Consider the following 24,805-nt stretch of genomic DNA (forward strand, 5'->3'; position numbering starts at 1 on the left):
GCGGGTGTCGCCGGGTGTCGGGTGGGTGGGGTGGGGACACGCCCGAAGGGCGAGGTGGGGGCTCGTGGCCGCCGCCTCGCCCTTTCGGGGCTTCGGGTGGGTTATTCCTTTGCGCCCACCGCGTCGATCGGGGTGACTCGGAGCAGTCGGCGCGTGACCGGGGCCACGGTCAGGGGGGCCAGGAGCAGGGCCGCCGCGCTGATCGCCAGGCACAGCGGGAGCGGGACGTAGGGGGTCGCGGTGTCGAACGCGCCCTTGTTGAACGGCACCAGGCTGGCCAGTGCCACCGACAGGCCCAGGCCCAGGCCGATCACCCCGACCAGGATCGCCTCACGCCGGATCACCGCACGGACCTGCCCGTGGGTGCTGCCGATCATCCGCATCAGGCCCAGTTCCCGGCTCCGGGCCACCGTGGTGACCACCATCGTGTTGATCGCGGCGATCGTCGCGAACCCCGCGAGAATGACCAACATGATGTAGTTCAGCCACTTGTTCGCCTCGCGGTCCTTGTCCACCCGGGCCGCGTAGCCCGCCCGGTCGTCGACCGACGTCCCCGGGTGTTGCCGGACCAGCCCGGTCAGCGCCGCGTCCGCGGCCCGCACGTCGGCGCCGGGGGCGAACCGCACCAGGAGCCGCGCGTCCCACGGCGTCTCCACGTGCCGCTCCACCGCGGCGCGCGGCAGGGTCGCCGCGGCGGTGCCCATGCCCCGGTCGTAGATCGCCACCAGGACCGGCTTGATCGGCGTACCGTCGCCGAGCCACAACGACACCGGCCTGCCCACCTTGCCGTGCAGCGCCGACGCCAACTGCCGGTCCAACGCGATGGCCCCGCCCTCGGGTTGCGGCGCACCGGCCCGGAGCGCGTCGGTGCTGCCCTCGCGTACCCCGAGGTCCAGGGTGGTCGCCAGGTCCCGCGTGGTGCCGCCGACGCCCTGGGCGCTCTCCTTCTGGAGGCCGCCGTCGCGCACGACCACCACGGAGGTGTTCAGCACCGACGTCACCGACGCGACTCCGGGAGCGGCGGCCACCCGCTGGGTGGTCTGCGGCACGAAGCCCGGCCCGGCCAGGACCCGATCGGCGGTGACCGCGTCCCGGGACTGCACGCTCGCGTGGTGGTCCTCCGCCGCGAACATGAAGGTGAGCGTGGCCGCGAAGGCGACGGCCAGCGCGATCGGGGTGATCGCCGACGCCAGACGCCGCGAGTTGGCCCGGGCGTTGTCGAACGCGAGTTGCCCCATGGTGCCGAACCGGCTGCCGATCCAGCCGATCATCGAGACCAGTACGTGCGCCAGGATCGGCCCGAGCAGCCCGATCGCGATCATGAACAGCATGATCACGCCGCCCGACGCGCCGACCGCCTGCTCACCGGTCGCGTGCAGCGCGAACCGGGTCACCGCGATCGCGCCGCCGAGCGTGCCGAGTCCGAGCAGCAGCCGGAACCAGCCGACGAACACCCGCTCCGAGGCCGCGTCGCCCAGCGCCTCGGTCGGCTTGATCTTCGCGCTGCGTCGGGCCGCGAGCAGTCCCGCGCCCAGCGCGGTCACCGCGCCCGCCCCGATCGCCACCACCATCGGGATCCAGCCCACCGACACCGTGACGCCGTGCGCGATCAGGCCCCGGCCGTCCATCGCGCCGAACCACCAGCGGGCGAGGAGCGCGCCGGGCAGCACCCCGACCGCGCCCGCCACGAGTGCCACCAGGCCGGTCTCGGTGGCGATCATCCGGCGGATCTGCCACGGCGTGGCCCCGACCGCGCGCAGCAGCGCGATGTCGCGCCGCCGCTGACCCACCGACAGCGCGGTGGCCCCGGCGACCACGAAGACCGCCACCAGGAGCACGATGCCGCCGAGGGTGCCGCCGATCGAGGTCAGCATCTCCTGGGTGTCGCCGAACTCGATGTACTCGGCCGCGCCGCGGCCGTCCCCCGTGGACACCTTGACGTCGGTGCCGGCCATCGCGGCACGGACGTCGCGGGCCACCGTGCCCGGGTCCGCGCCGGCGGCCGTCAGTACGCCGATCGCGGTGACCGAGCCGGGATGCCCGGCCAGCCGCTGTGCGTCCGCGTCGGACACGTACAGGTGCGCGCCCCGACCCGGCACCACCGCGCTCACCCGCAGCGCGACCTCGCCGCCGGGCGTGGTCAGCGACACGGTGTCGCCGACCTTGGGGGCGCCACCGGCCACGCCGGCCGCCGCGTTCGTCAGCACGACCTGCCCGGCCCCCGGCGCGGTGCCCGCGCGGGTCCCGGCCAGCGCCGCCGAGGACCAGCCGTGCCCGTCCACCACGGCGCGCCCCGTCTGCGCCGGGAAGGTCACGTCGGGGATCACCGCGCGCACCCCCGGCACCGCGGCGATCCGACCGGCGAGCCCGGCGTCGATCCGGGTGCGCTCGGGCAGCGGCGCGGACTCGGTGTACTTGCCCTCGCCCTTGCCGAGTTGTTTGTGCACCTTGGCGGGACCGGTGACCAGGACCGGCGTGTCGGCGTACCGCTCGGGTGTGGAGTGCGCGCGGACCCCGCTCTCCAGGAGCACGCCGCACATGGTGACCAGCATCGCGGCGAAGACCAGCGCCACGAAGGAGCCCGCGAAGGACGCGGGCCGAAAACGCACGGAGGTGCGGGCGAGACCGTTGGGGCGAAGCAGCGACATGATCAGGCCGCCTGTCGCTGCCGCGTGTTGCCCTGGGACAGGTCGACCATCCGGGCCGCGATCGCCTCGGGGGTGGGCCGGTACAGCTCTCCGGCGAGGTTGCCCTCGGCCAGGAAGACCACCCGGTCCGCGTAGGAGGCGGCGACCGGGTCGTGGGTGACCATCACGACGGTGGCGCCGGTGTCGTCGACGGCCCGACGCAGCAGCGCCAGCACCTCGGCGGCGGTGGTGGTGTCCAGCGCGCCGGTCGGCTCGTCGGCGAACAGCACGTCGGGCCGGGTGACCAGCGCCCGGGCGATCGCGACGCGCTGCTGCTGGCCGCCGGACAACTGCGCGGGCCGCCGCCGGGTGTGCCGGTCCAGGCCGACCATCGCCAACACCTCGGCGGCCCGACCGCGTTCCGGCCGCTGCCCCGCGAGCCGCAGCGGGAGCAGTACGTTCTTCTCCACGGTCAGCGACGGCAGCAGGTTGAACGCCTGGAACACGAAGCCGAGCCGGGTCCGGCGCAGCCGGGTGAGCTGGTTCTCCTTCATCGCGGTCAGGTCGTCGGCGCCGAGCAGCACCCGCCCGGCGTCCGGCCGGTCCAGGCCGGCGGCGCAGTGCAGAAAGGTGCTCTTCCCGGATCCGGACGGACCCATGACCGCGGTGAAGGTGGCTCGGGGGATGACCAGATCGATGCCGCGCAGTGCGTGGACGGCGGAACTGCCGCGCCCGTAGGCCTTGGCCACCGCCTCCAGCCGCACCGCGCAATCCGCCGGCACGGGCGGCCCCACCGGCATGGGCGACCCGCCGCCCGTCGACACGGGCGACCCGTGCTGCGGGGGGTACTCGGCGTCCCGCTTCGTCCGCCGAGTCCCACGACCGCCTCGCCCGAACATGCTGCCTCCCGTGTCCTGTACCGCTGCCCGATACCGCTGTCGAAACCAACGTGTTCGAAGCTACGGATCGTGGGGGGTCGGGCACGATGGGGCGGCCACGCGAATCGGGGGTGGGGTCAGCACCACCTCCGAGGTTCGGTACGAGGCGTGTCGGTCAGGCGACGGGGCGGGCGCCCGGCTTGGCCCGGCGGGGCACCACGAAGGTGACGCCGAGTGCGATGATCGCCGCGACGGCGGCGCAGACGAAGGTCAGCACGAAGCCGCGTTCGGCGGGCAGCCCGCCCGGGCCGGGGTTGGCGGTGAGCAGCGTGGTGGAGATCGCGCTGGCGCAGGACATGCCGACGGTGCGGGCGATGGTGTTGATGCCGGTGGCGATGCCGGTCTGCTCGACCGGCACGGCACCGACGATCAGGTTGGCCATCGCCGACATGGCGAGCCCGATGCCGATGCCGAACACGAACATCGCCACCAGGATGTGCCACCCGCGGGTGTGCAGCGTCGCCAGGAAGACGAACCCGGCGGCCATCAGCACACACCCGGCGACCATCGCGAGCCTCGACCCGAAGCGCTTGTCGATCACGCCCGCCATCGGCCCGATCAGCAACATCGCGAACGCCTGCGGCAGCACGTACAGCCCGGACACGGTCACGGTCGTGCCGAAGCCGTATCCGGTGCTCTCCGGCATCTGCAGGAAGCGCGGTACCAGGAGCATCCCCGCCATCATCGAGAAGCCGACGAGCAGTCCGCCGAGGTTGGTCGCCCACACCCCGCGCAGCCGCATCACCCGCATGTCCACGAGCGGTTCCGCGGCGCGCGACTCGGCGAACACCCACAGCGCGAGGAAGACGAATCCGGCCACGAACAGCCCGACCGTGTTCACCGAACCCCAGCCCCACGACTCGCCCTTGCTCAGCGCGAGCATCACGCCGACCAGACCGAGCGACATCAGCGCGCCGCCGAGCCAGTGGATTCTCGCCTTGACCCGGATCGGCGATTCGGGGATCAGGAACCACGACGCGACCGCGGTGACCAGGCAGGTGACCATCGGGATCCAGAACAGCCAGTGGTAGGACAGGTGGTCCATGATCGGCCCGGTCACCACGATGCCTATGCCGCCGCCGATGCCCATGATCGCCGACATCAGCCCGATCGCACCGGCCCGGCGCTCCGGCGGGAACTCGTCGCGCACGATGCCGAAGGACAGCGGGAAGACCGCGCCGCCGAAGCCCTGGATCACCCGACCGATGATCATCAGCCCGACGGAGTCGGCGAGCGCACAGACCAGCGAGCCGACCGCGAGCATCCCGATGGTGAACACGAACAGGCGCTTCTTGCCGTACATGTCGCCGAGCCGCCCGAGGATGGGCGTGGTCACCGACGCACACAGCAGGTAGCCGGTCATCAGCCACGAGGTCGCGTCCGCGCTCGCGCCGATCTCGGTCTGGATCTGCGGCAGGGCCGGCGCCAGCATCGACTGGAGCAGCGAGTAGGTGAGCGCGCCCATGATCAGGACGAGCAGGACGAACCCGGTCCGGTTCATCCCCCCTCGGTCGGCGCCGGGGGCGTCGGAGGCGGTCGGGGTTCCGGGGGCGGTGGGCGGGACAGTGGCGGTCGGCGCCTGCTGCGCGCTCTTCAAGGCTGGTTCCTTACATGTACGGGACACCGACTGGATCGCACGGCGGCTCGCGACGGGGATTCTTGGTTGGGTGTATCAACCGACTGTATGCGGCCGACCCGACATGGAGTCACCGGGAAAAGGGGCCAGGGGGTAAATTCCCCGTAAGTATTTACCGCTCGAAGCGCCGAAATCAGCCAAATAATGGGCAAAACTCAGCACGGGGTCGTATGCCAAGATCGATCTGACGCATCGTCACCTTCTGGGAGGGCAACCCCGTGACGGATCGAGAACCGGAACTGCGCATCACCCACATCTCCGAGACCCCGTGGCACGAGGTCAAGGCCCAGTCGCACGGCGGACGGCGCACGTCGGTCTGGGAGAAATTCCTGGAGTGGTCCCCCGAGCGCCTGGTCATCTACGCCCGCTACGACGCCGGCGTCGTGGTCGAACGCCACGGCCACATGTCCGAGCACTACGTCTTCGTACTGGCGGGCGAGGTCCTGATCGGCGACCGCCCCTGCCCGACCGGCACCCACATCACGCTCGAACAGGGCGCCGCGTTCGGCCCGTTGATCGCCGGCCCCGAGGGCGCGACGTTGTACGAGATCATGTGCGGCGACCCGAGGGCGGTCCCCGACGACCGCGAGGGCTTCGAACGCCTGTGCGCCGAACGCGACATCACCCCCCTGCCCAATCCCCCGGTCCCGTGGCCCGACTGGCTCGCCGCCCGGACGGACGGCAACCCGGCGGCGGAGGGCACGGCGACGTAGGCGCCACCATCCGGCACGCGCCTCGGTGGGCCGGACGGCGGGCCGCACGGCCCACACTTCGACAGGCCACACGGCGATCCACCTCGCCGAGTGGCCCGCCCACACGCCATCCGGTCGGGCGGGTCGGGCAAAAATCAGGCCACTCGACTCTCATTGGCCCTGTCCCGACGATCCGCTCGCCGCCTAGCCTCGACACATGGACTCGAACCCGGACCAGAATCCGATCCGCGGGCACGCACGGTGGAGTGCGGAGCCCGGTTGGCTCAACACCGCGAGTCACGGTCTACCGCCGGACGTCGCGTACGAGGCGATGACCCTGGCCCAGGAGTCGTGGCGCCTGGGTCGCACCGACATGGACGAGTTCCACGCGGCCGGCGAGCGCGCCCGGGCGACCTTCGGGCGCCTCGTGGGCGCGCCGGCCGAGACGATCATGGCGAGCGGCACCACCTCGGCCCTGCTCGCCCCGTTCGCCGCCGGGCTGCCCGCCGGCGGGCGGCTGGTGGTGCCCGAGGTGGAGTTCACCTCCAACCTCTTCCCGTGGCTGGTCCAGGAGGCGCGGGGCGTCGAGGTGGTCACCGTGCCGGTGTCCAAGCTGGTCGAGTCGATCGACGAGCGCACCACGGCGGTCGCGTTCAGCCTGGTCCAGTCGGCCGACGGATCGATCGCCCCCGAGGCGGACATCGTCGCGGCGGCCCGCGCGTACGGCGCGCGCGTCTACGTGGACGGCACGCAGGGGTGCGGCTGGCTGCCGGTGGACGTGACCCGCTACGACCTGTTCGTGGTCAGCGCGTACAAGTGGCTGATGACCCCGCGCGGCGCGGCGTACGGCTACGTGGACCCGGACCTGACCGAGCGCACCCTCGCGCACGCCGCCAACTGGTACGCGGGCTCACCCGACGGGGATCCCTACTACGGCCCGCCGCTGCGCCTGGCCGCCGGCGCCCGCCGCTTCGACACCTCGCCGGCCTGGTTCTGCCAGGTGGGCGCCGCGCCCGCGCTCGAGGTGGTCGAGCGGATCGGCGTCGAGCACATCCGGGCCCACGACGTCGCCCTGGCCAACCGTTTCCTGACCGGTCTCGGCCTGCCCCGCGGCGACAGCGCGATCGTGGCCATCGAGCAGCCCGACGCACAGGCCCGGCTGACCGCCGCCGGCATCCGGTTCTCCGCCCGCGCGGGCCGTACCCGGCTGGCGTTCCACGTGTACAACACCGAGGCCGAGGTGGACGACGCGATTCGCGCGCTCACCGAGTGACCGGCGGGTGGGCCGGGCACCGCCCGCGGACCCCGGTCCCGGCCCACCCTCCCGCGTTCAGATCAGCGCCGCCGCCAGCCGCCGCCAGTCCGCCGTCGGGGCCTCTCCCAGGGTGTCGCCGAGTACCTGCAGGCACACGTGGTCGGCGCCGGCCGCGACGTGGGCCCGGACCCCCTCCTCGACGGCCGATTCCGACCCGGACAGGATCAGGCGGTCGATCAGCCGCGCGCTGCCGCCGGCCTCGAAGTCGGCCTCGGTCAGGCCCAGGCGCAGCAGGTTGCGGCGGTAGTTCGGCAGGGCCAGGTACATGCCCAGGTGGGTGCGGGCGCGGCGCAGCACGGTTTCCCGATCGTCGGAGAGCACCACCGCCTGTTCCACCGCGAGCATCCGGTCCGGGCCCAGGGCCGCGCGCGCCTCGGCGGTGTGCTCGGGGGTGACCAGATACGTGTGCGCGCCCTCCGCCCGCTCGCGCGCGAGGTCGAGCATGCGCGGACCGAGCGCGGCGAGGACCCGCGCCGGACGCGGGGTGTCGGCGCCGGCGGCCAGGTACAGGGCGGAGTCCATCGCGTCCAGGTACCCGCGCAGGTGCGCCAGCGGCTTCTCGTACCGGCGTCCGCCCGGCCGCAGGCCCTCGACCAGTCCGTCGTGGCTGATCCCGAGCCCGGTCAGGAACCGCCCCGGGTACGCGTCGTCGACGGTCCGCGCCGCCGCGTTGGCCGCCATCGCGTCCCGCGCCCAGACGTTCGCGATCCCCGTCGCGGCGGCGATCCGAGGCGCGGCGCCGAGCACGAGCAGCGCCTGCGTGAACGCCTCGCGACCCACCGCCTCGCCCCACCACAGCGTGCCGTAGCCGAGTTCGTCGAGTTCGGCCACCGTCTCGCGCAGCCGCGACACCGGCATGTGGTCGAGCGCGGCGGTCCACAGGCCGATCCGGCCCAACTCCGGAACGGGTCGATGCGCGGCCGGCGCACCGGGCGATGGTGTGGTCATGGGAACCCCCGAGAAGTCGTGGAACCGTATCCCCGCACTGTAACGCCGTAACAGAGCCTGCCCGCGCACCCCGTCACCCGACATGGGCACCCCTTGGTTCCGCCGGAACCGCCGACGGGGAATCATGAGTCCTGTGCTGTGACCGGGCGTTCACCGGTTCGGCCGCCCGCCCGCACCGTCGACCCACCACGCCCGCCACACCCACCACGCCAACGCCGTTGCCGGATCCGTCGGAGACCTCGTGCAGAGTCCGCTGTTCAACCACACGGTGAGCCAGTCCGCAGAGCGCTACAGCCTGCAGAGCGCGCACATGCTCCGGGTCCTGCTGGCCCCCGAGGTCGGCACGGAGGTACTGGCCCGCAAGGGCGCGATGGTGGCCTACCAGGGCAACGTGCAGTTCGAGGGCGCCTTCCAGACCGCCGCCGAACTGCGCACCGGCGCGCTCACCGGCGACATGCTCGACCTGATGCGCTGCCACGGACACGGCACGGTCTACCTCGCCAACCAGGCGCAGAGCATCCACATCCTGAACCTGAACAACGAGGCGCTGATCGTCGAGGACGAGAACGTGCTGGCCCTGGACGGCACGCTCAACTGGAGCGTGATCCAGATCGACGCCGCCTACAACGTCGGCGGCATGGGCGCGTACTCGATGCAGATCGGCGGCACCGGCAAGATCGTGATCACCACCTCCGGCGCACCGCTCGTGCTGCGCGCCTCGCACGATCGCGAGGTGTTCGCGGACGCCGACGCGGTGATCGCCTGGACCGCCGGCCTGCAGACCAGCCTCCAGGCGCAGACCACGTCCCAGCGCATCTGGCGGCGCCGGCGGCAGACCGGCGAGGGCTGGACGATGGCCTTCATCGGCGAGGGCTACGTGGTCGTGCAGCCCAGCGAGATCCTGCCCGCGAACCTGACCGCGACGGAGGGCAACCGCTACTTCGGCATGGGGCGGGACGGCTTCCGGCACAACGGCTGGGCCGGCCCCGGCGGCCCGCACGGCACCGCGCCCCCGCCGCCGCAACAGCCGGGCCCGTACGGCCCCCCGCCCGGGCACTACGGTCCGCCCGGGCCGCAGGGCCCCTACGGCCCGCCGGGACCGTACGGACCGCCGCGCTGACAGGGGGGCGTCCGGACCGCCGCGCTACGCCTGCCGCTGCCGCGGCGCCCGGGCCAACTGCCGGGACTGGGCGACCAGGCGCCCCGCCGCGTCCCACACCTCGCCGTCCTCCTCCAGGAAGCCGCCGGCCGCGTTGCGCGTCCGCAACGACACCCGCAACCACCCCGGCACCGGCCTGGCCCGCACATGCACCGTCAACTCCACCGTGGGCACCCAGCCCCGCATGCCCAGGTCGAACGCGGTCGGCGCGAGCGAGTCCACCGCGAGCAACAGCGCGAGCGGATCCGGGTCGCGCCCGTCGGCCAGGCGCCACCAGGCCCGGATCTCGCCGCGTCCGGACGGCTCCCCGACCGCCCAGCGCACCGTCGCGGGGTCGAGCAACTGCTCGCTGCGGTGCATGAACGCGTTGCGGCGGAACGCGGCCGGGAGGGCGCCGTTCGCCGCGCACTCCGCCAACGAGGGGAACTCCGGCGGCCGGGCGCTGGTGCGCACCTCGGGATCGAGCGCGTCGAGGTCGCCGTAGGTGCCGGTGACGTGCACCCGGGTCTCGCCGTCCTGGACGATCCGCGCGGTGCCGGTGGCCAGCGTGCGTCCGGCGCGCAGCACCTCGGTGCGCACCTCCGCCGGTCCGGGGCGCGAGGCGGTCGGGTAGTGCGCGGTGATCGTGAACGGATCCGGTTGCGCCAGGCTCGTGCCGAGCGCGCGGGCGGCGAGAGCGAGCAGGTAGCCGCCGTTGACGCCCATGCCGAACGCCCAGTCCGCGGAGAGGGTGGTGTCGAGGACGCCCGGGGCGTCCGGGCGGGCCACGCACGTGGTGTCCCGGTCGAGTTCGTAACGCGTCCCGTCCGGGGTCGGCGCGGTCTCGGCGGCTGTGCGCTCGGTCATGGTGGCCACTCCACGGTGCTCGGCTGACGTGTCGTCAGCACTGGGCTGACCCGGCATCAGCTTGACACAGTCAGGCACCTGTCACAGGTACGAGCCGTCGTCGCCGTCGTCGGAAACCGGCCGCGGCGGGCCGATCTCGGCACCCCCGGGCCGGGCCGTCAGGGTCAACCGGATGCCGCCCCACAACCCTTCCAGCCAGCCGACCAACTGCGCGTGCACGATCCGCAGTTCGGCCATGCTCGGGGCGTCCGGGCCGGCGAACGGCGCGGCGAGGCGTTCCAGTTCGGCGTACAGGTCGGGCGCGAGCGAACGGCGCAACTCGGGCAACGAGCGCTCGTAGACCGCCCGGACCCGGCCGCGCCCGGGTTCGTCCAGTGGCGCGTCGCGCAGCTCCTCCATGAGTCGGCGAACCATCTCGGCGATGCGCATCACCCGATCGGGTGCGGGCACCAGTTCGCCCAGCGGGCGTCGGTCCTCCCCATCGGGCGCGGCGGCGGGCATCGGGTCGGCCATGCGCCGCCCCTACCCCGAGCCGGTCGGGGGAAACGGCTCGACCTCAGCCCCACATCCGCGACGTGGGCGAATTCGGCGGCGCCATCGGCCCGGGCACCCGTCCCCGCACCGGCTCGCCGGACCCGCCCGGCTCCGGGTGCGCCCGCGCCGCCTCGTCCTCGACGGAAGCCTCCATCGGCCGTGCGTCCGTCGTCGACCCGGCGGCCGAACCCGGATCCGACCCCGCCCGCTCCTCCGCCGCCGGCGGGGCCGGCGGCCCGAACTCCCGTGCGTCCAGCGACCGTTCCGCCCGCGCGCGGGCCTTGGCGGCGCGCAGTACCACGATCACGCACGCGAGGAACGCGAGGTACGCCGCCGACCCCACCGCCAACCAGGTCCACACAGCCCTCTCCCCACGTCAGTCGCTCACCAAGAGCAATCAACCGAAATCTACCCGTAAGCGAGGCTCGCCCAACACGTCTGGTGCGCCCGCCTCGTGCGGATTCCGTGGAGAAACTGCGAAGGCCCGCCGCGCGAATCGACCGCGACGAATCCCATGCCCCCGAAGGACGCCCCACACCCGGACGAAGTTCCCCTCTCGCGGGACCGGCCCACATTCCATGCTTGCGCAACGAGCAGTACCGATATATCGTTGAGCCATCGCGAACGATCGCGATACGTTCACAAGATCGCGGAGGCCCATCGGACCATCCGCGTCGAATCAAGGAGAAAACTCATGCACCGCAACAAAGGACGCTCCCGTTGGGGCGACGAAGAGCACAACCGCCCGGCCTTCGGATCGTGGGGCCCGCCGCCCCAGGGCCCGTGGGGGCGCGGGCACGGTCACGGCGGGCGTGGCGGACCGGAGGGGCGCGGGCGGGGCCGCGGGCGCGGCGGTCGTGCCCGGCGCGGCGACGTGCGGGCCTCGATCCTGGCCCTGCTCACCGAACGGCCGATGCACGGCTACGAAATGATCCAGGAGATCGGCGAACGCACCGGCGGCGTGTGGAAGCCCAGCCCCGGCTCGGTCTACCCGACCCTGCAACTCCTCGAGGACGAGGGCGTGATCGAGGGCGTCGAGGGCAGCGGCCGCAAGCTGTTCACGCTGACCGACGCCGGCCGCGAGGAGGCCGCCGCCCTGCCCGAGGACACCAAGCCGTGGGACGAGGCAAGCCAGGGCGTCGACTTCGAGGCCGTCCACGACATGCGCTCGGCCATGCACGGCATCGGCGACGCGCTGCGCCAGCTGATGTCCAACGGCACCGAGGCCCAGCGGGCCAAGGCCCTCGAAGTGGTCACCGACACCCGCAAGCGGCTCTACCTGATCCTGGCCGAAGCCGACTGATGTCGGCCGCCCGAACCACCGGGCGCCGCCCCCCGGCGCCCGGCCCCCGATCGCCGATCCCGGCGATCCCCCCGCGGCGCGTCCCGGCGGTCACGATCGACCGCCGCGGCGCGCCGCGGGCCCGGTGAACGATCACCGGGGCGACCCGAATCACCAGGGCGCGACCCGATAATCCTTGAGGAAGCAGCCGTACGGCGCCTCCCCCCGCTCCCCGCGCACGATCGGGTCGTACACCCGGGCCGCGCCGTCCACGATGTCCAGCGGCGTGCGGAACCCGGCCGCGGCGACCCGCTCCTTGTCCGGGGCCGGCTTCTCGTCGGTGATCCACCCCGTGTCGACGCTCGTCATGTACACGCCCCGCGCGGCCAGTTCCTCGGCGCTGGTGCGGGTGAGCATGTTCAGCGCGGCCTTGGCCATGTTGGTGTGCGGGTGGCCGGGCGACTTGTACGCGCGCCCGAACTGGCCCTCCACCGCCGACACGTTGACGATGTAGCGCCGCTCGGCCGGGGCCGAGCGCAGCAGCGGCAGCAGCCGACCGACCAGGACGAACGGGGCGGTCACGTTGACGAGTTGCACCTCGAGCAGTTCCACCGGATCCACCTCGTCCACCAGCTTGGACCAGGAGTTGGCCGAGGCGCGGTCCGGGATCAGCCCGGCCGGGTCCACCGGGACGGGATCGGCCCCCGGCTCGTACCCGGTCACCGGCGCCCCCGGCGCCGCGCCGAGCTCGAATCGGGGGACGAACGCGCCCGCGCCCAACGCCGCCCGCTCGGCCGCGAGCAGCGGCCCGTACGCCGACGCGGGTCGACGGATCGTCTGCGCCGCGTTGTTGACCAGGATGTCCAGGGGGCGTCCCTCGGCCACCAGTCGGTCGCACCACGCGACGAGCCCGCCCAGATCGCGCAGGTCGATCGGGTGCACCCGCAGCCGGTGCGCCCAGCGGTCGTGGTCCGGCGCGGCGGCGAATCGGCGGCGCGTGTCGTGCGGGAACCGGGAGGTGACGATCACCTCCGCGCCGTCGCGCAGCAGTTTGAGCACCAGTTCGTGGCCGACCTTCACCCGCCCGCCGGTGACCAGCGCCAGACGGCCGCTCAGGTCGGTGCGCGCGTGCCGGCGCTCGCGGTTCTCCGCGGCGCACGACGGGCACAGTCGGTGGTAGAAGCCGTCGACGCGGCGATAGGGCCGCTTGCAGATGTAGCAGCGCAGGCCCATCTCGACCACGCCGACGCAGGAGGGCAGCCCGGTGTCGTCCAGGGCGACGTCCTCGACCCGGTCGGCGGCGCCGAGCGCGGTCCGCTCGGTCACCGCGGTCCGCTCCCGGGCACGCAGTTCGCGCTGCTCGGCGCGACGACGATGGCGGCCCGAGCGGTTGAAGGAGGCCAGGGCCCGCTCGATCTCGCGCCGCTCCGGGGCGTCCGGCGCGAGGTCGGACAGCGCGCCGAGCACGGCGAGGCAATCCTCGAGGGACGGGGTGGTGGGCAGTGTGTCCGAATCGGTCATCGTGGGGTCCCCCCGAGGGCATTGCGGCGGCTCCGGCGACCGGCCCTACGGCTCGGAGCCGGCCGCCGGGGCGACGGCAGGCGACTGCGTCGGCTGCTCTCCCATGGGCTCACTCCTTCGCGCACGCGTCGTGGGCACGGCGCCGTCCGAGACACCGGCCGGCACGTCGGCACACCGCCGACGGACCGTCAGGCTAGCGAGCCCGCGTGCCGGGGGTCACCGGCTTTTCCGCGCCGGACCCGCCACGGGGCGCACCGGGCGAGCCGGCCGTTCGCGACCCCGCCGGGCACATCGTGCGACGCCGCGGGCGGCCCCGCTCAGTCCGCCTCCCGATGCCCCGGTACCGGGCCCCGTCCGTCCACCACCGCGCGCAGCAGTTCCAGTTCGGACACCGAGCCGGGCTCGCCCCCCGACGCGACCAGTCGATTGGCCGCCCGCTGGAGTTCGGCGTTGACCGGCGTCGGCACCCCGTGCAGTCGGCCGAGGCGCACGATCTCGCCGTTGAGGTAGTCGGTCTCGATGCCGCCGGTGCGGCGGTACACGCTCTGCCAGGAGGAGCCGCCGGGCCGCCGCTCGCCGCCCACCGGGCGGACCTGGACGAGCGGGCCGACCGGGGCGAACTCGGCGTGGATCTCGGCCGAGAAAAGGACCGTGCGGGCCTCGTCCATGGCCAGCCGGTCCAGATTCCCGCCGCGCGCGTTCGGGCCGCACAGCGCCTCGACCGCGTTGCCCAGGTTGGTGACGAGCTTGCCGTACTTGTACGCGGTGATGTCCGCGTACACCTCGGAGCCGTATCCGGCGCCGGACAGGACACGTGACACCTGGGCCGCGAAGGCGTCCCGACCGTGCGGGTACCGGCCGATGTCCAGCACACCGGTCACCGGCGCGGAGTAGGCGTGCACCACGCCCGGTTCCAGGTACGCGGTCGGGCAGGCGACCAGCACGCCGTACACGTTGGCGAACATGCGCAGCGCGGTGTCCTCGTTGGCCACGCCGTTCTGGGCGCACAGGATCGGCAGCTCCGGCTCGGCGTGCCGGGCCAGCTCGCGCAGCGCCTCGGCGGTGTCCTGCGACTTGACGCACAACACGACCGCGTCCACCTCCGACCAGATCGGCCGCGCCGCGAGGGCCGCGATCGTGGTCACCGCGTCGAGACGGATCACTTCCTCGCCGTCGGGCGTGCGGACCCGCAGGCCGTGGGCGCGAATCGCGTCGACGTGCGCCCGCCGACCGACCAGGTGCACGTCGTGCCCTGCCCGGGCGAGACGGGCGCCGAGGACGCTGCCGACGGCCCCGGCCCCCAGAACCACAAATCGCATGGCCGATCCCTCCCCGACGCGAGGATCCATCCAAACACGTCGAGGCCGCGCCGTGGGGCCGCCGAGGCCGCCGGTTTTCCGGTCTCCCGGCACCGGCCTCGGCTCAGGTCGACGCCCAGGCCGGCACGTACCCGCCGCCGCGCTGCCCGGACCCGCTCCCGCCCGCCTGTACCGCCGCCGCGCGCCGGGCCGCCGGCACGTGCTGAATCGAGGTGTGCGCCTCGCCCTCCACCACCGTGCGCCCGCCGCGCGGCTCGAAGCCGCGACGGGTGAACCAGTCGGCGCTGCGCGCGTACACGTCGGCGATCACCGGCCGCGGACCGGCCAGGACCAGGGCGTGCCGAACCAATACCGTCGCGTGCCCCTGGCGTCGATGGGACAGGAGCGTACAGACGCGGCCCATGCGCAACAGGCCGTCCCCCTCCTCGGTGAGTCGCAGCGTGGACACCACCACGCCGTCCGCTTCCGCCCACAGGTGCGCGGTCCCGGGCTCGATGTCACGGCCGTCGGGATCGAGCCAGGGCTGCCGGCGTGCGACCACGAAGACCCGGCTGCGCAGCGTCAGCAGCCGGTACAGACTCGCGGCGTCGATTTCGCCCGCTGTTCCGTAGAAGTACGACACGTCCATGTGCGGCAGGGTGGCACCACGAGGGCGCCGCGGGGTGATTTGGATCTGCCACGCGGGCAACGCTCGGATGAACACTTGGCGGCCGATCGACGGCGTCACGAGGGGACACCGGACCGGTCGCGAAGGAGTGCCGGACCGATCACGAGGGGGTACCGGACCGGTCACGAGCGGCCTCCGCGCCGTCCACGTGGCAGATATCCCACTGCGTTGGGCGCCGCCGGCGTGGAAGACTCGCAGGATCGCCCGCTCGCCGTGTGTTCGAGGATCGCGCGGGCGACAGCCCTGCGAGGAGGAGATATCCAGGTGAGCGTCGAAGAGTTGTCGCAGCCACAGAATCGTCCGATGCCCGAGTTGCGCCAGTCGGGCAAGCTCGCGGACGTCTGTTACGACATCCGGGGCCCGGTTCTCGACGAGGCGAAACGCCTCGAGGACGAGGGACACCGGATTCTCAAGCTGAACATCGGCAACCCCGCGCCGTTCGGTTTCGAGGCACCCGACGAGATCCTGCACGACATGATCCGCAGCCTGCCGGCCGCGCAGGGCTACTCGGACTCCAAGGGTGTGCTCTCCGCCCGCCGGGCCGTGGTCCAGCACTACCAGACGCGCGGCATCGAGGGTGTCGACGTCGACGACGTCTACCTGGGCAACGGCGTCTCCGAGCTGATCGTGATGGCACTCCAGGCGCTGTTGAACAACGGCGACGAGGTACTGGTGCCGATGCCGGACTACCCGCTGTGGACGGCGGCGGTGAGCCTGTCCGGCGGCACTCCGGTGCACTACCTGTGCGACGAGGGCGCCGACTGGTATCCCGACCTCGACGACATCGCGGCCAAGATCACCGACCGCACCCGGGCGATCGTGGTGATCAATCCGAACAACCCGACCGGCTCGGTCTACCCGAAGCCGATCCTCGAGGGCATCGTCGACCTGGCCCGCCGGCACGGACTCCTCCTCCTCGCCGACGAGATCTACGACAAGATCCTCTACGACGACGCCGTGCACATCCCGCTCGCCTCGCTCGCGCCCGACCTGCTGTGCCTGACCTTCAACGGCCTGTCCAAGGCGTACCGGGTGGCCGGCTTCCGGTCGGGCTGGCTGATGTTGTCCGGCCCCAAGCGGCACGCGACCAGCTACATCGAGGGTCTGAACATCCTGGCCAACATGCGCCTGTGCGCGAACGTGCCCTCGCAGCACGCGATCGCCACCGCGCTCGGCGGCTACCAGAGCATCAACGACCTGATCCTGCCGGGCGGCCGGCTGCACGCCCAGCGCGACGCCGCGTACGAGGCGCTGACCTCGATTCCCGGCGTGACCTGCGTCAAGCCGAAGGGCGCGCTCTACGCGTTCCCCCGGATCGACCCGGACGTGTGCAAGATCGTCGACGACGAGAAGTTCGTCTTCGACCTGCTGCAGAGCCAGCGGATCCTGGTCGTCCAGGGCACCGGGTTCAACTGGCACCAGCCGGACCACTTCCGCGTGGTGACCCTCCCCCAGGTCGAAGACCTGACCGACGCGATCACCCGGATCGGCGAGTTCATCGGGTCCTACCGCCAGTAATCGGCGCCGGCGGCCGGTCGGCCGATCCCGCGGGCCCGGCGTCGTCGCGACGCCCGGCCCGCGTCCGGTGGGGTTCGGGTGCTTCGCTCAGCCGAGCAGCGGGCGCACCGCCAGCGCCTTCACCCTCGGCACCACCGACTCGCCGAGCGCCGCGGTCTGCTCCAGATATCGCGCCCGCGTCGTGGCCGGCAGGGTCAGCGTCACCCCGGTGACCCCGGCCTCGGCCTGCTCGGTCAGGTCGGCCACGATCGCCTCGGGATCGAAACCGTCGCCGTCGAACATGCTCATCCCGCGCGGCATGAAGGTGATGTCGATCGGGTCGGTGCGGCCGACCGAGGCGGCGTACTCCCGGGCGTAGTCGAGCCGGGCGGCCAGATCGGCCAGCGTCTCCAGGCCGGGGGTCTTCAGGTGCCGGGACGCGCCGGCCGGGGCGGGCATCGGCAGCCAGCCGTCGCCCAGGTCCACCACCCGGCGGATCGCCCGCTTGCTGTTGCCGCCCACCCACACCGGGATGCGGTCCTGCGCGGGCCGCGGCCGCATCGTGTTCCCCCCGACGCTCTCCCCCGTCCAGGCCGCGCGCATCGCCCGCAGCGCGTCGTCGAGCACGTCGTTGCGATTCGCGTAGTCGGCGCCGAGCGCGGCGAACTCGGGCTCCAGGTAGCCCGCGCCCACGCCCAGGATCAACCGGCCCCCGGAGAGCGCGTCCAGCGAGGAGATCATCTTCGCGGACAGGTACGGGTTGCGGTACGCCGGGACGAACAGGTTGGTGTGCAGGCGCAGCCGGGTGGTGGCCGCCGCCGCGAAGGACAGCGTGACCATCGGGTCCAGCGTGTGGTGGCCGCCGTGGGCCAGCCAGCGGTCGCCGGGGAACGGGTGGTCGGTGGTGAAGACCGCGTCGAACCCGGCGGACTCGGCCGCGCGGGACATCTCCATCACGGCCTCGGCGCCGATCAGATCGGCGCCGGCCTCGACCAGGTGCGTGGGCAGTCCGAGGGAAAGGAACATGGGCGGCAACGTAGCAGCGACCTGACGCATCGTCAGTAACCACTGCCACAGCGGCCGACGGCCCTTATCACCGCACCACGATCGACGCCTGCCCCGCCCCCGCCGCGGTCAGTCGCGATAGGTGGTCGCCGGCGGGTCGGCCGGGCCCAGCGACGGAGCGAGCCACCTCTTGTAGAGATCCCGCCAGGTGCCGTCGGTCTTCATACGTTCCAACACCGCGTTGAGAAAACGCACGAAATCGTCCTGGCCCTTGGGTATCGCGATGCCCTTGACCTCCTCCACGGTTGTCGGTCCCGTCACTTCCAGCTTCGGATCCTGCTCACGCAGACTCTCCAGGAGCGACGCGTTGGTGTAGGCCGCCGCGACCCGGCCCTCCTGGAGCGCGACCAGGCAGTCGGTCCGGTCGGACACCGCGTAGACCTTGGCCTTGGACTCGGCCACTCGGCGCTCCGGCGTGGTGTTCGAGGACACGCACACGTACTTCCCGGCCAGGTCGTCCAGGCTCTGCACGTTCGCGTGCTTGGGCGCCAGGAAACGCAGCGCGTCCTCGAGGTAGACCGCGGAGAAGTCCACCTGTTGCCGGCGCTCGCACGTTATGGTCATCGCGTCCACCACCATGTCCACCTCGTTCTTGAGCAGCACGTCGATCCGTCGACCGGGCGGGATGGTCTTGAACTGGACGCGGTCCGCGTCGCCGAAGATCGCCTTGGCCACCTCCCGGGCCAGGTCGATGTCGAAGCCCTCCAGTTTTCCGGTCTCCTCGGCGGGCGCGGCGAACATCCGGGTGTTCTGGTCGACGCCGACCACCAGCCGACCCCGGTCCTGGATCGTGCGCATCGTCGAGCCGGCCGGCATCGCGCCCGCACGGGGCGGCCCGGCGGGGGTCAGGCTCCGACTCGGGTCGCACGGCGGCGCCGGGACAGGGGGCGCGAGCTTGGGATCCGACACCCCCACCTCGATCGGTACATATCGGGCGGACGGCGTGGGCGACGCACCGGAGTCGTCCCCGCCGCCGGATCCGCATCCGGACGCGAGGAGCACCGTCGCCAGGGCCGCCACGGGAAGTGACGCTGCATCAAGTCTTTTGGGCCACACGGGATGCAGCATCCCAGGTCGCGGTTCGCGATCACTGAGGGCGTTCCCTCGGACCGGCGCCACGGTCCGGCGAGGTCCGGTTCGGGCCGCACGGCGGATAGCGTAACCGCACCCGATCGCGCGCGACGGGCCCGTTCGACGGAAGGACAACCCACCCATGAGCCACCAGGCATTCGCCGAGCTGACCGGACCGGCCGCGGCGACCTTCGACGAAGTGCTGCGCCGCAACCCCGGCGAGCCCGAGTTCCACCAGGCCGCGCACGAGGTGCTGGAAAGCCTCGGCGCCGTGCTGGCCAGGCGTCCCGAGCTCGCCGACGCGGCGCTCCTGGAGCGATTGGTCGAGCCGGAGCGGCAGCTGATGTTCCGGGTCCCGTGGACCGACGACTCCGGTCGGGTCCGGGTCAACCGGGGTTTCCGCGTCGAGTTCAACGGCGCGCTCGGCCCGTACAAGGGCGGGTTGCGCTTCCACCCGTCGGTGAACCTGAGCGTGGTCAAGTTCCTCGGCTTCGAGCAGATCTTCAAGAACGCGCTCACCGGTCTGGGCATCGGCGGCGGCAAGGGCGGCTCGGACTTCGACCCGAAGGGGCGTTCCGACGCCGAGGTGATGCGCTTTTGCCAGTCGTTCATGACCGAGCTGTACCGGCACCTGGGCGAGCACACCGACGTGCCGGCCGGTGACATCGGGGTCGGCGGTCGGGAGATCGGCTACCTGTTCGGCCAGTACCGGCGGATCACCAACCGCTACGAGGCCGGGGTGCTCACCGGCAAGGGGCTGGGCTGGGGCGGGTCGCAGGTGCGTACCGAGGCGACCGGCTACGGCTGCGTCTACTTCCTGGCCGAGATGTTGCGGGTGCGCGGCGACGATCTGATGGACCGGCGGGCGGTGGTCTCCGGATCCGGCAACGTGTCCGTCTTCGCGATCGAGAAGGCCCGCGAACTCGGCGCTCGGGTGGTGGCCGCCTCCGACTCGGCGGGCTACATCGTCGACGACAAGGGCATCGACCTGGACCTGCTCAAGGAGATCAAGCTGACCCGGCGCGGCCGGATCGCCGAGTACGCCGACCGGGTGTCGCACGCGCGCTACGTCGACGGCGGCTCCGTCTGGGAGGTCCCGTGCGACGTGGCGCTGCCCTGCGCGACGCAGAACGAACTGGACGGGGCGGCCGCGGCGCACCTGGTCAAACACGGTCTGATGGCGGTCGCGGAGGGTGCCAACATGCCGTGCACGCCGGACGCGGTGCACGTGTTCAAGGCGGCGGGCGTGTCGTTCGCGCCGGGCAAGGCGGCGAACGCCGGCGGGGTGGCCACCTCGGCGCTGGAGATGGCGCAGAACGCGGCCCGTACCTCGTGGAGCTTCGCCGACACCGACGCCCGGCTCGGCGCGATCATGCGCGACATCCACGCCACGTGCCTGGCGACGGCCGCCGAGCACGACCGCGAGGGCGACTACGTCCTGGGCGCCAACGTGGCCGGCTTCCTGCGGGTCGCCGAGGCGATGACGGCCTTCGGCGTGGTGTGACCCACCGGGCCCGCCGCCCGTACGCGGGCGGCGGGCCCGACTCTAGGGGCGTGCCGACGCGTCCCGCTCGACGGTGCGCCGGAACACCTGTCGGGAGCCGCCCTCGGGGCCCGGTGCGGCGGGTTCGGCGGGGCTGAAGCCCAGGGACGTGTAGAAGCCGCGGGAGCCGCCCTCGACCGCGCCCGGGTGGTCCGCCCCGAAGGTGACCAGTTCGACGGTGCCGGGGCCGAATCGGCGCATCGCCTCGGCCATCAGCGCACGGCCCACCCCGCGTCCCCGGGCGAGTTCCGACACCACCAGCCAGTGCACCCGGTACACCGGCGCCTCGGTGCCGAACAGCAGGCCGCCCAGGAGCCCGCCGCCGAAATCCCGGTCGTCGGGCACCACCAGCGCCCGATCGTCCCGCACGTGCTCGTCCAGGGCCGCGTGGAAGCCGGGTTCCGCGACCATCGGCCCGAACCAGTGCTCCACCTCGGCGGCCAGGGTCAGGAATCCGGGCCGATCGGCCTGCTGCGCGAGTCTGACGATCATCCGCCGAGTCTGCCAGGAGCGATCGCCCACCCGGCCGACCCCGTCGCGCGACCCGCGGCCCGGGCGCGCCCGCCGCACCCCACCGCACCCCGCCGCGCGGAAAATCGTTGGCCCCGGCTCCGGGCCCGCTGTTACCTTCGCCGCATCGTGCCCGCGCCGACCCGCGCGGCTCCCCTCCTCCGAAATCAGGTGTTGATGCCCGTGCCCGCGCCGAGCGCGCCTCGTACGACCGCGGTCGGATCCGGCACCGGGAAACCTCCCGGACCGCACTGATCCCCCGGTGGGCTCGCCGGTCCCCGCACGCAGCGCGCGGCGCATCGTGTGACGGACCGCGGCGACGACCCCTCCGAGACCGCTCGGCGCTTCCTTGCTGTCAGTGATCCCACCTCCCGGCAAGGAGATTTCCGAGTGTCCACCGGTACCACCGATTCCGGCCGGAATCACCCCGCTTCACCGCGCGTCGACACCTTCGGGTGCGTCCGCTGCGGATTGACCGTGACCACCGTCGACCCCGCCGGCGACCGGCGCAACCACTGCCCGAGCTGCCTGCACTCGCGGCACGTGGTGGACCACGTCGAGGGCGGCCCGTCCGAGTGCGGCGCGCGCATGTCGCCGATCTCGATCGCGGTGCTGCGCAACGGCGACTGGATGCTCGTGCATCGGTGCATCCGCTGCGACGAGCTGACCTCCAGTGCCATCGCACCGGACGACAACCAGCTGATCCTGATCCGGATGGCCGTGCGACCGCTGGCCCAACCACCGTTCCCGCTCGAAGTGTTCGGGGAGCTGTGAGCATGGGCCGACACAGGTCGAGCGGCCGGCGCCCCCAGCGGTACAAGGACGTCACCCACGGCCGGACCGGGCGCGGCGACGCCTTCCGGTGCGTGGCGTGCCGGCTCGACGTACCACTGGTCGCGCCCGGCACGGCCCACCGCAACCACTGTCCGCACTGTCTGACCAGCCTGCACCTCGACCGCCGCGTCCCGGGCGACCGCGCGGCCGAGTGCCGGGGACGGATGACCGTGCTGAGCATGTCCGTTCGGGCGGACGGGGAGTGGCAGCTGATCCATCAGTGCCGGTCCTGCGGCAAGCTGGGCGCGAACCGGATCGCGGGCGACGACAATCCGCTCGCCCTCCTGCGGCTCGCGCTGCGCCCGCTGACCGACTCGACCCGACCGATCCGGGCGTTGCTCACGCTGTAGGGCGACGACGCCCGGCGCGGTGGGCGGGCGCCGGACGAGCCGACGACGGCTCGCCCGGCGCCCGATCGCGGCCGGTTCGCTACTCCATGCCGGTGCGTCCCGGCGACCAGAAGGGCTTGGTGAGCACCGATCTGCGGTCCCAGCCGTGCTCGGCGACCAGGCGGTCCCGAACCAGCTTGACCGTCCTCGCCTCGCCCGCCACATACGCCACACCGGGCGTCGCGGGCAGCGCCAGTCGGCCCACCGCCTCGGCCAGGGTCGTCGAGGAGGCCGCCGACGCGTCGCCGCGTTCGAGCCAGGTGAGCCGTTCGGCGTGCGGCGTCGGCAGCCGATCGGCCGCGCTCGCGGTCTCGATCACCCCGTACACGTCCGCACCGGAGCCCACCGACGCGAGCATCGAGCCGAGGGCCACCGACGCGGTCTCCTCACCGACGAACACGTGGTAGGGCGCGTCGGCACGCAGCACGAAGCCGCCCTCGGGCCGGCCGAACCGGACCCGGTCGCCGCACCGCGCCGCCCGACCCCACGCGGCTCCCGGACCCGGGCCGCCGTCGTGGTCCAGTACGCACAGGTCCAGCGTCCCGGCCGTCGGGTCGTTGGCCCAGACCGAGTAGGTGCGCAGCAGGTTGCCCACCCCCTTGCGCCAACCCGCCATCGAGAGCACGTCGTTCACATGCACCCGGACCTGTTGGCCGGGCCGGCAGGACACCCCGCGCAACCCCGCGTCCTCGATCCGGATCCGGCGCATCCGGGCCGCGATCGGCTCCGTCTCGACGATCGTGCCGGACAGGAACACCCGGTCGAGGAGTCGGTTCATCGGCCCCCGGCGCCGGTTCGTCCCGGGGCTCATCCGGCGCTCCCGGAGGACACGCGCACGGCCGAGTCGCCGGCCCGGTCGCGATAGCCCACCGCGACCGCGACGGTGGCCACCAGGACCAGGACGCCGACCGCCAGGAAGCCCATCGACATCGCGTCGGTGAACGAGTCCACCACGCGGGCGTGTTCCGCGCCGCGGGCCCGGGACAGTTCCACCGCCGGTTGGCCGTCGAACCGCACGGCCAGGATGGTGCCGAACACCGCGACCCCGAGCGCGGCGCCGACCTCGCGCGCGGCGGTGTTCAGACCGGAGCCCAACCCGGCCTGGTGCCTGGGCAGTTCGGAGACCACACCGAAGGACAGCGCGGGCGCGCACAGCCCCATGCCCGCGGACAGGATCAGCAGGTAGGCGGCGTAGACCGCGTACGGGGTGCGTGCGTCCACCGACGCCATGCACAACAGTCCGGCCCCGATCAGACCCAGGCCAAGCACCACCAACGGCCGGGCGCCGAAGCGTTGTTGCGCCTTGACCGCGACCTTGGGCGCGAGCGCCATGCCGACCGTGAGCGGGATGATCGCGAAGCCGGTGCGCATGGCCGAGTAGCCCTTGACGTATTGCAGGTACTGGGCGTTGACGAAGAACAGCGCGAACAGCCCGAAGAAGCTCGCGCCGATCCCGAGCACGCCGGCCCGCAACTTGGCGGACTTGAACACGCGAGGGTCGAGCAGCGGATTCCTCGCGCGCAGCGCGTACAGCACGAAGCCGAGCAGAAGCACGCCGCCCAGTACGAAGCCGCCGATCACGTGCGTCGAGCCCCAGCCGAACTCCGGGCCCTCGATGATCCCGTACAACAGCGCGACCAGTCCGGCGATCAGCAACGCGGCGCCGATCGGGTCGAGCGCGGCCGGATGCGTCTCGGTGCGGGGGGTGACCCACCGCACGATCGCGGCGAGCACCAGGGCGAGCGGGACCATGATCCAGAACAGGCCCTGCCAGGGCAGGTACTCCTGGACCAGGCCGCCGCCGACGTTGCCGAGCAGTCCGCCCAGGCCGACCGCGAGCGTCCAGGACGCCATCGCCTGGGGGCGGCGTTCGGCCGGGAAGACGTGCATCAGGATGGACATGGTCGCGGGCATGATCAGCGCGGCGCCCGCGCCGGAGATACCGCGACCGGCGATCAGCGTGGCGGAGTTGGTGGCCAGCGCGCTGACCGCGGCCCCGGCGGCGAACACGCCGAGCCCGGCGAGCAGCGCGCCCTTGCGGCCGTAGCGGTCGCCGAGCGCGCCGGCGGGAATCAGCAGGCCGGCGAAGACGATCACGTACGCGTCGACGATCCACAGGATGCTGTCGGCGGACGGATGCAGCCGGGACGCGGCCAGTTGCGGAATGGCCAGGTTGATCGCGGCGACCATGCTCTGCGCGACCAGCACACAGGCGCACATCGCGAGGAGCACGGCGCGCGAGGAGCCGGCGCGTTCGGTTTCGGCACCGTCGGCGCGCCGCGCCGACGTGCCCAGGACGGGCGTGGACATGGGTCCCCCAGGAACTGACTGTCTGCGAAGGAAGGGAGGCACGGGTGGTGCGGGGAACTGCGTGTCCGGACTCCTTCACCGTAGGCTGAGGCGTCGATTTAC

The 24,805-nt window shown here is 72.6% G+C and carries 23 protein-coding genes; 8 read left to right on the forward strand and 15 right to left on the reverse strand.

The features are described 5' to 3' along the window. Window positions 1-101: 101 nt before the first annotated feature. From EMA17_RS31920 to EMA17_RS31930, 3 genes are all read right to left on the reverse strand, one after another. The gene (locus EMA17_RS31920; protein ID WP_246127028.1) at window positions 102-2,648 is read right to left on the reverse strand and encodes an ABC transporter permease; all 2,547 of its coding nucleotides are present in this window, start codon (window positions 2,646-2,648) and stop codon (window positions 102-104) included. Between the two features lie 2 nt (window positions 2,649-2,650). Next, entirely contained in the window at window positions 2,651-3,526 is an 876-nt protein-coding gene (locus EMA17_RS31925) for an ABC transporter ATP-binding protein (protein WP_126640638.1), read from the reverse strand. Between the two features lie 154 nt (window positions 3,527-3,680). Beyond that, window positions 3,681-5,162: an MFS transporter gene (locus tag EMA17_RS31930; protein ID WP_246127029.1), complete on the reverse strand. Its 1,482-nt coding sequence runs from the start codon at window positions 5,160-5,162 to the stop codon at window positions 3,681-3,683. A gap of 257 nt (window positions 5,163-5,419) precedes the next feature. Between EMA17_RS31930 and EMA17_RS31935 the strand changes: the two genes are divergently transcribed. Then, complete coding sequence (locus tag EMA17_RS31935) at window positions 5,420-5,914, forward strand: hypothetical protein (protein WP_126640639.1); 495 nt, start codon at window positions 5,420-5,422, stop codon at window positions 5,912-5,914. Window positions 5,915-6,110: 196 nt separating this feature from the next. Then, entirely contained in the window at window positions 6,111-7,166 is a 1,056-nt protein-coding gene (locus tag EMA17_RS31940; protein WP_126640640.1) for an aminotransferase class V-fold PLP-dependent enzyme, read from the forward strand. A 57-nt stretch (window positions 7,167-7,223) separates the two neighbouring features. On the opposite strand, the gene EMA17_RS31945 is transcribed toward EMA17_RS31940, so the two are convergent. Then, entirely contained in the window at window positions 7,224-8,156 is a 933-nt protein-coding gene (locus EMA17_RS31945; protein ID WP_246127030.1) for a TIGR03620 family F420-dependent LLM class oxidoreductase, read from the reverse strand. 241 nt (window positions 8,157-8,397) lie between these two features. Between EMA17_RS31945 and EMA17_RS31950 the strand changes: the two genes are divergently transcribed. Beyond that, window positions 8,398-9,276, forward strand: a complete 879-nt coding sequence (locus EMA17_RS31950) for an AIM24 family protein (RefSeq protein WP_170222280.1) — start codon at window positions 8,398-8,400, stop codon at window positions 9,274-9,276. Between the two features lie 24 nt (window positions 9,277-9,300). Here EMA17_RS31950 and EMA17_RS31955 read toward each other — a convergent pair whose 3' ends face one another. The 3 genes from EMA17_RS31955 to EMA17_RS31965 form a co-directional block, all read right to left on the reverse strand. After that, entirely contained in the window at window positions 9,301-10,161 is an 861-nt protein-coding gene (locus EMA17_RS31955) for a thioesterase family protein (protein WP_126640641.1), read from the reverse strand. Between the two features lie 81 nt (window positions 10,162-10,242). Further along, entirely contained in the window at window positions 10,243-10,674 is a 432-nt protein-coding gene (locus tag EMA17_RS31960; RefSeq protein WP_126640642.1) for a proteasome activator, read from the reverse strand. Window positions 10,675-10,717: 43 nt separating this feature from the next. Next, entirely contained in the window at window positions 10,718-11,056 is a 339-nt protein-coding gene (locus EMA17_RS31965; RefSeq protein WP_126640643.1) for a hypothetical protein, read from the reverse strand. Window positions 11,057-11,389: 333 nt separating this feature from the next. On the opposite strand from EMA17_RS31965, the gene EMA17_RS31970 reads away from it, so the two are divergent. After that, complete coding sequence (locus EMA17_RS31970) at window positions 11,390-11,998, forward strand: PadR family transcriptional regulator (RefSeq protein WP_126640644.1); 609 nt, start codon at window positions 11,390-11,392, stop codon at window positions 11,996-11,998. 150 nt (window positions 11,999-12,148) lie between these two features. Here EMA17_RS31970 and EMA17_RS31975 read toward each other — a convergent pair whose 3' ends face one another. The 3 genes from EMA17_RS31975 to EMA17_RS31985 all read right to left on the reverse strand — a co-directional run bounded on the left by EMA17_RS31975 (window position 12,149) and on the right by EMA17_RS31985 (window position 15,445). Beyond that, window positions 12,149-13,498 carry an SDR family NAD(P)-dependent oxidoreductase gene (locus tag EMA17_RS31975; protein WP_126640645.1) on the reverse strand — a complete coding sequence of 450 codons (1,350 nt, stop codon included), beginning with the start codon at window positions 13,496-13,498 and terminating at the stop codon, window positions 12,149-12,151. Window positions 13,499-13,815: 317 nt separating this feature from the next. After that, window positions 13,816-14,817: a ketopantoate reductase family protein gene (locus EMA17_RS31980; protein WP_126640646.1), complete on the reverse strand. Its 1,002-nt coding sequence runs from the start codon at window positions 14,815-14,817 to the stop codon at window positions 13,816-13,818. Between the two features lie 103 nt (window positions 14,818-14,920). Further along, the gene (locus EMA17_RS31985; protein WP_126640647.1) at window positions 14,921-15,445 is read right to left on the reverse strand and encodes a GNAT family N-acetyltransferase; all 525 of its coding nucleotides are present in this window, start codon (window positions 15,443-15,445) and stop codon (window positions 14,921-14,923) included. A gap of 342 nt (window positions 15,446-15,787) precedes the next feature. On the opposite strand from EMA17_RS31985, the gene EMA17_RS31990 reads away from it, so the two are divergent. Beyond that, on the forward strand, window positions 15,788-17,002 hold the full coding sequence (locus tag EMA17_RS31990; protein ID WP_126640648.1) for a pyridoxal phosphate-dependent aminotransferase: 1,215 nt from the start codon (window positions 15,788-15,790) through the stop codon (window positions 17,000-17,002). Window positions 17,003-17,089: 87 nt separating this feature from the next. On the opposite strand, the gene EMA17_RS31995 is transcribed toward EMA17_RS31990, so the two are convergent. Together EMA17_RS31995 and EMA17_RS32000 are read right to left on the reverse strand one after the other, a co-directional pair. Continuing rightward, a complete protein-coding gene (locus EMA17_RS31995) occupies window positions 17,090-18,007 on the reverse strand; it encodes an LLM class F420-dependent oxidoreductase (protein ID WP_078978699.1) in 918 nt (305 codons plus the stop codon). A 108-nt stretch (window positions 18,008-18,115) separates the two neighbouring features. Then, a complete protein-coding gene (locus EMA17_RS32000; RefSeq protein ID WP_160161636.1) occupies window positions 18,116-19,066 on the reverse strand; it encodes a transporter substrate-binding domain-containing protein in 951 nt (316 codons plus the stop codon). Window positions 19,067-19,259: 193 nt separating this feature from the next. Between EMA17_RS32000 and gdhA the strand changes: the two genes are divergently transcribed. Beyond that, window positions 19,260-20,621 carry an NADP-specific glutamate dehydrogenase gene (gdhA, locus tag EMA17_RS32005; protein WP_126640650.1) on the forward strand — a complete coding sequence of 454 codons (1,362 nt, stop codon included), beginning with the start codon at window positions 19,260-19,262 and terminating at the stop codon, window positions 20,619-20,621. Window positions 20,622-20,663: 42 nt separating this feature from the next. Here gdhA and EMA17_RS32010 read toward each other — a convergent pair whose 3' ends face one another. Further along, entirely contained in the window at window positions 20,664-21,152 is a 489-nt protein-coding gene (locus EMA17_RS32010) for a GNAT family N-acetyltransferase (protein ID WP_126640651.1), read from the reverse strand. A 408-nt stretch (window positions 21,153-21,560) separates the two neighbouring features. Here EMA17_RS32010 and EMA17_RS32015 point away from each other — a divergent pair, with 408 nt between their 5' ends. Continuing rightward, the gene (locus tag EMA17_RS32015) at window positions 21,561-21,944 is read left to right on the forward strand and encodes an RNHCP domain-containing protein (protein WP_126640652.1); all 384 of its coding nucleotides are present in this window, start codon (window positions 21,561-21,563) and stop codon (window positions 21,942-21,944) included. Window positions 21,945-21,946: 2 nt separating this feature from the next. Next, window positions 21,947-22,354: an RNHCP domain-containing protein gene (locus tag EMA17_RS32020; protein ID WP_126640653.1), complete on the forward strand. Its 408-nt coding sequence runs from the start codon at window positions 21,947-21,949 to the stop codon at window positions 22,352-22,354. 79 nt (window positions 22,355-22,433) lie between these two features. Here the strand turns inward: EMA17_RS32020 and EMA17_RS32025 are convergent, their stop codons facing one another. Next, window positions 22,434-23,204 (reverse strand): siderophore-interacting protein, encoded by a 771-nt coding sequence (locus tag EMA17_RS32025; RefSeq protein ID WP_126640654.1) that lies wholly within the window; start codon window positions 23,202-23,204, stop codon window positions 22,434-22,436. Next, window positions 23,201-24,703, reverse strand: coding sequence for an MFS transporter (locus tag EMA17_RS32030; protein ID WP_126640655.1), 1,503 nt, complete (start codon window positions 24,701-24,703; stop codon window positions 23,201-23,203). Before EMA17_RS32030 ends, EMA17_RS32025 begins: the two co-directional genes overlap by 4 nt. Between the last annotated feature and the right edge of the window lie 102 nt (window positions 24,704-24,805).

Source organism: Embleya hyalina (assembly GCF_003967355.1).
GTDB lineage: Bacteria > Actinomycetota > Actinomycetes > Streptomycetales > Streptomycetaceae > Embleya > Embleya hyalina.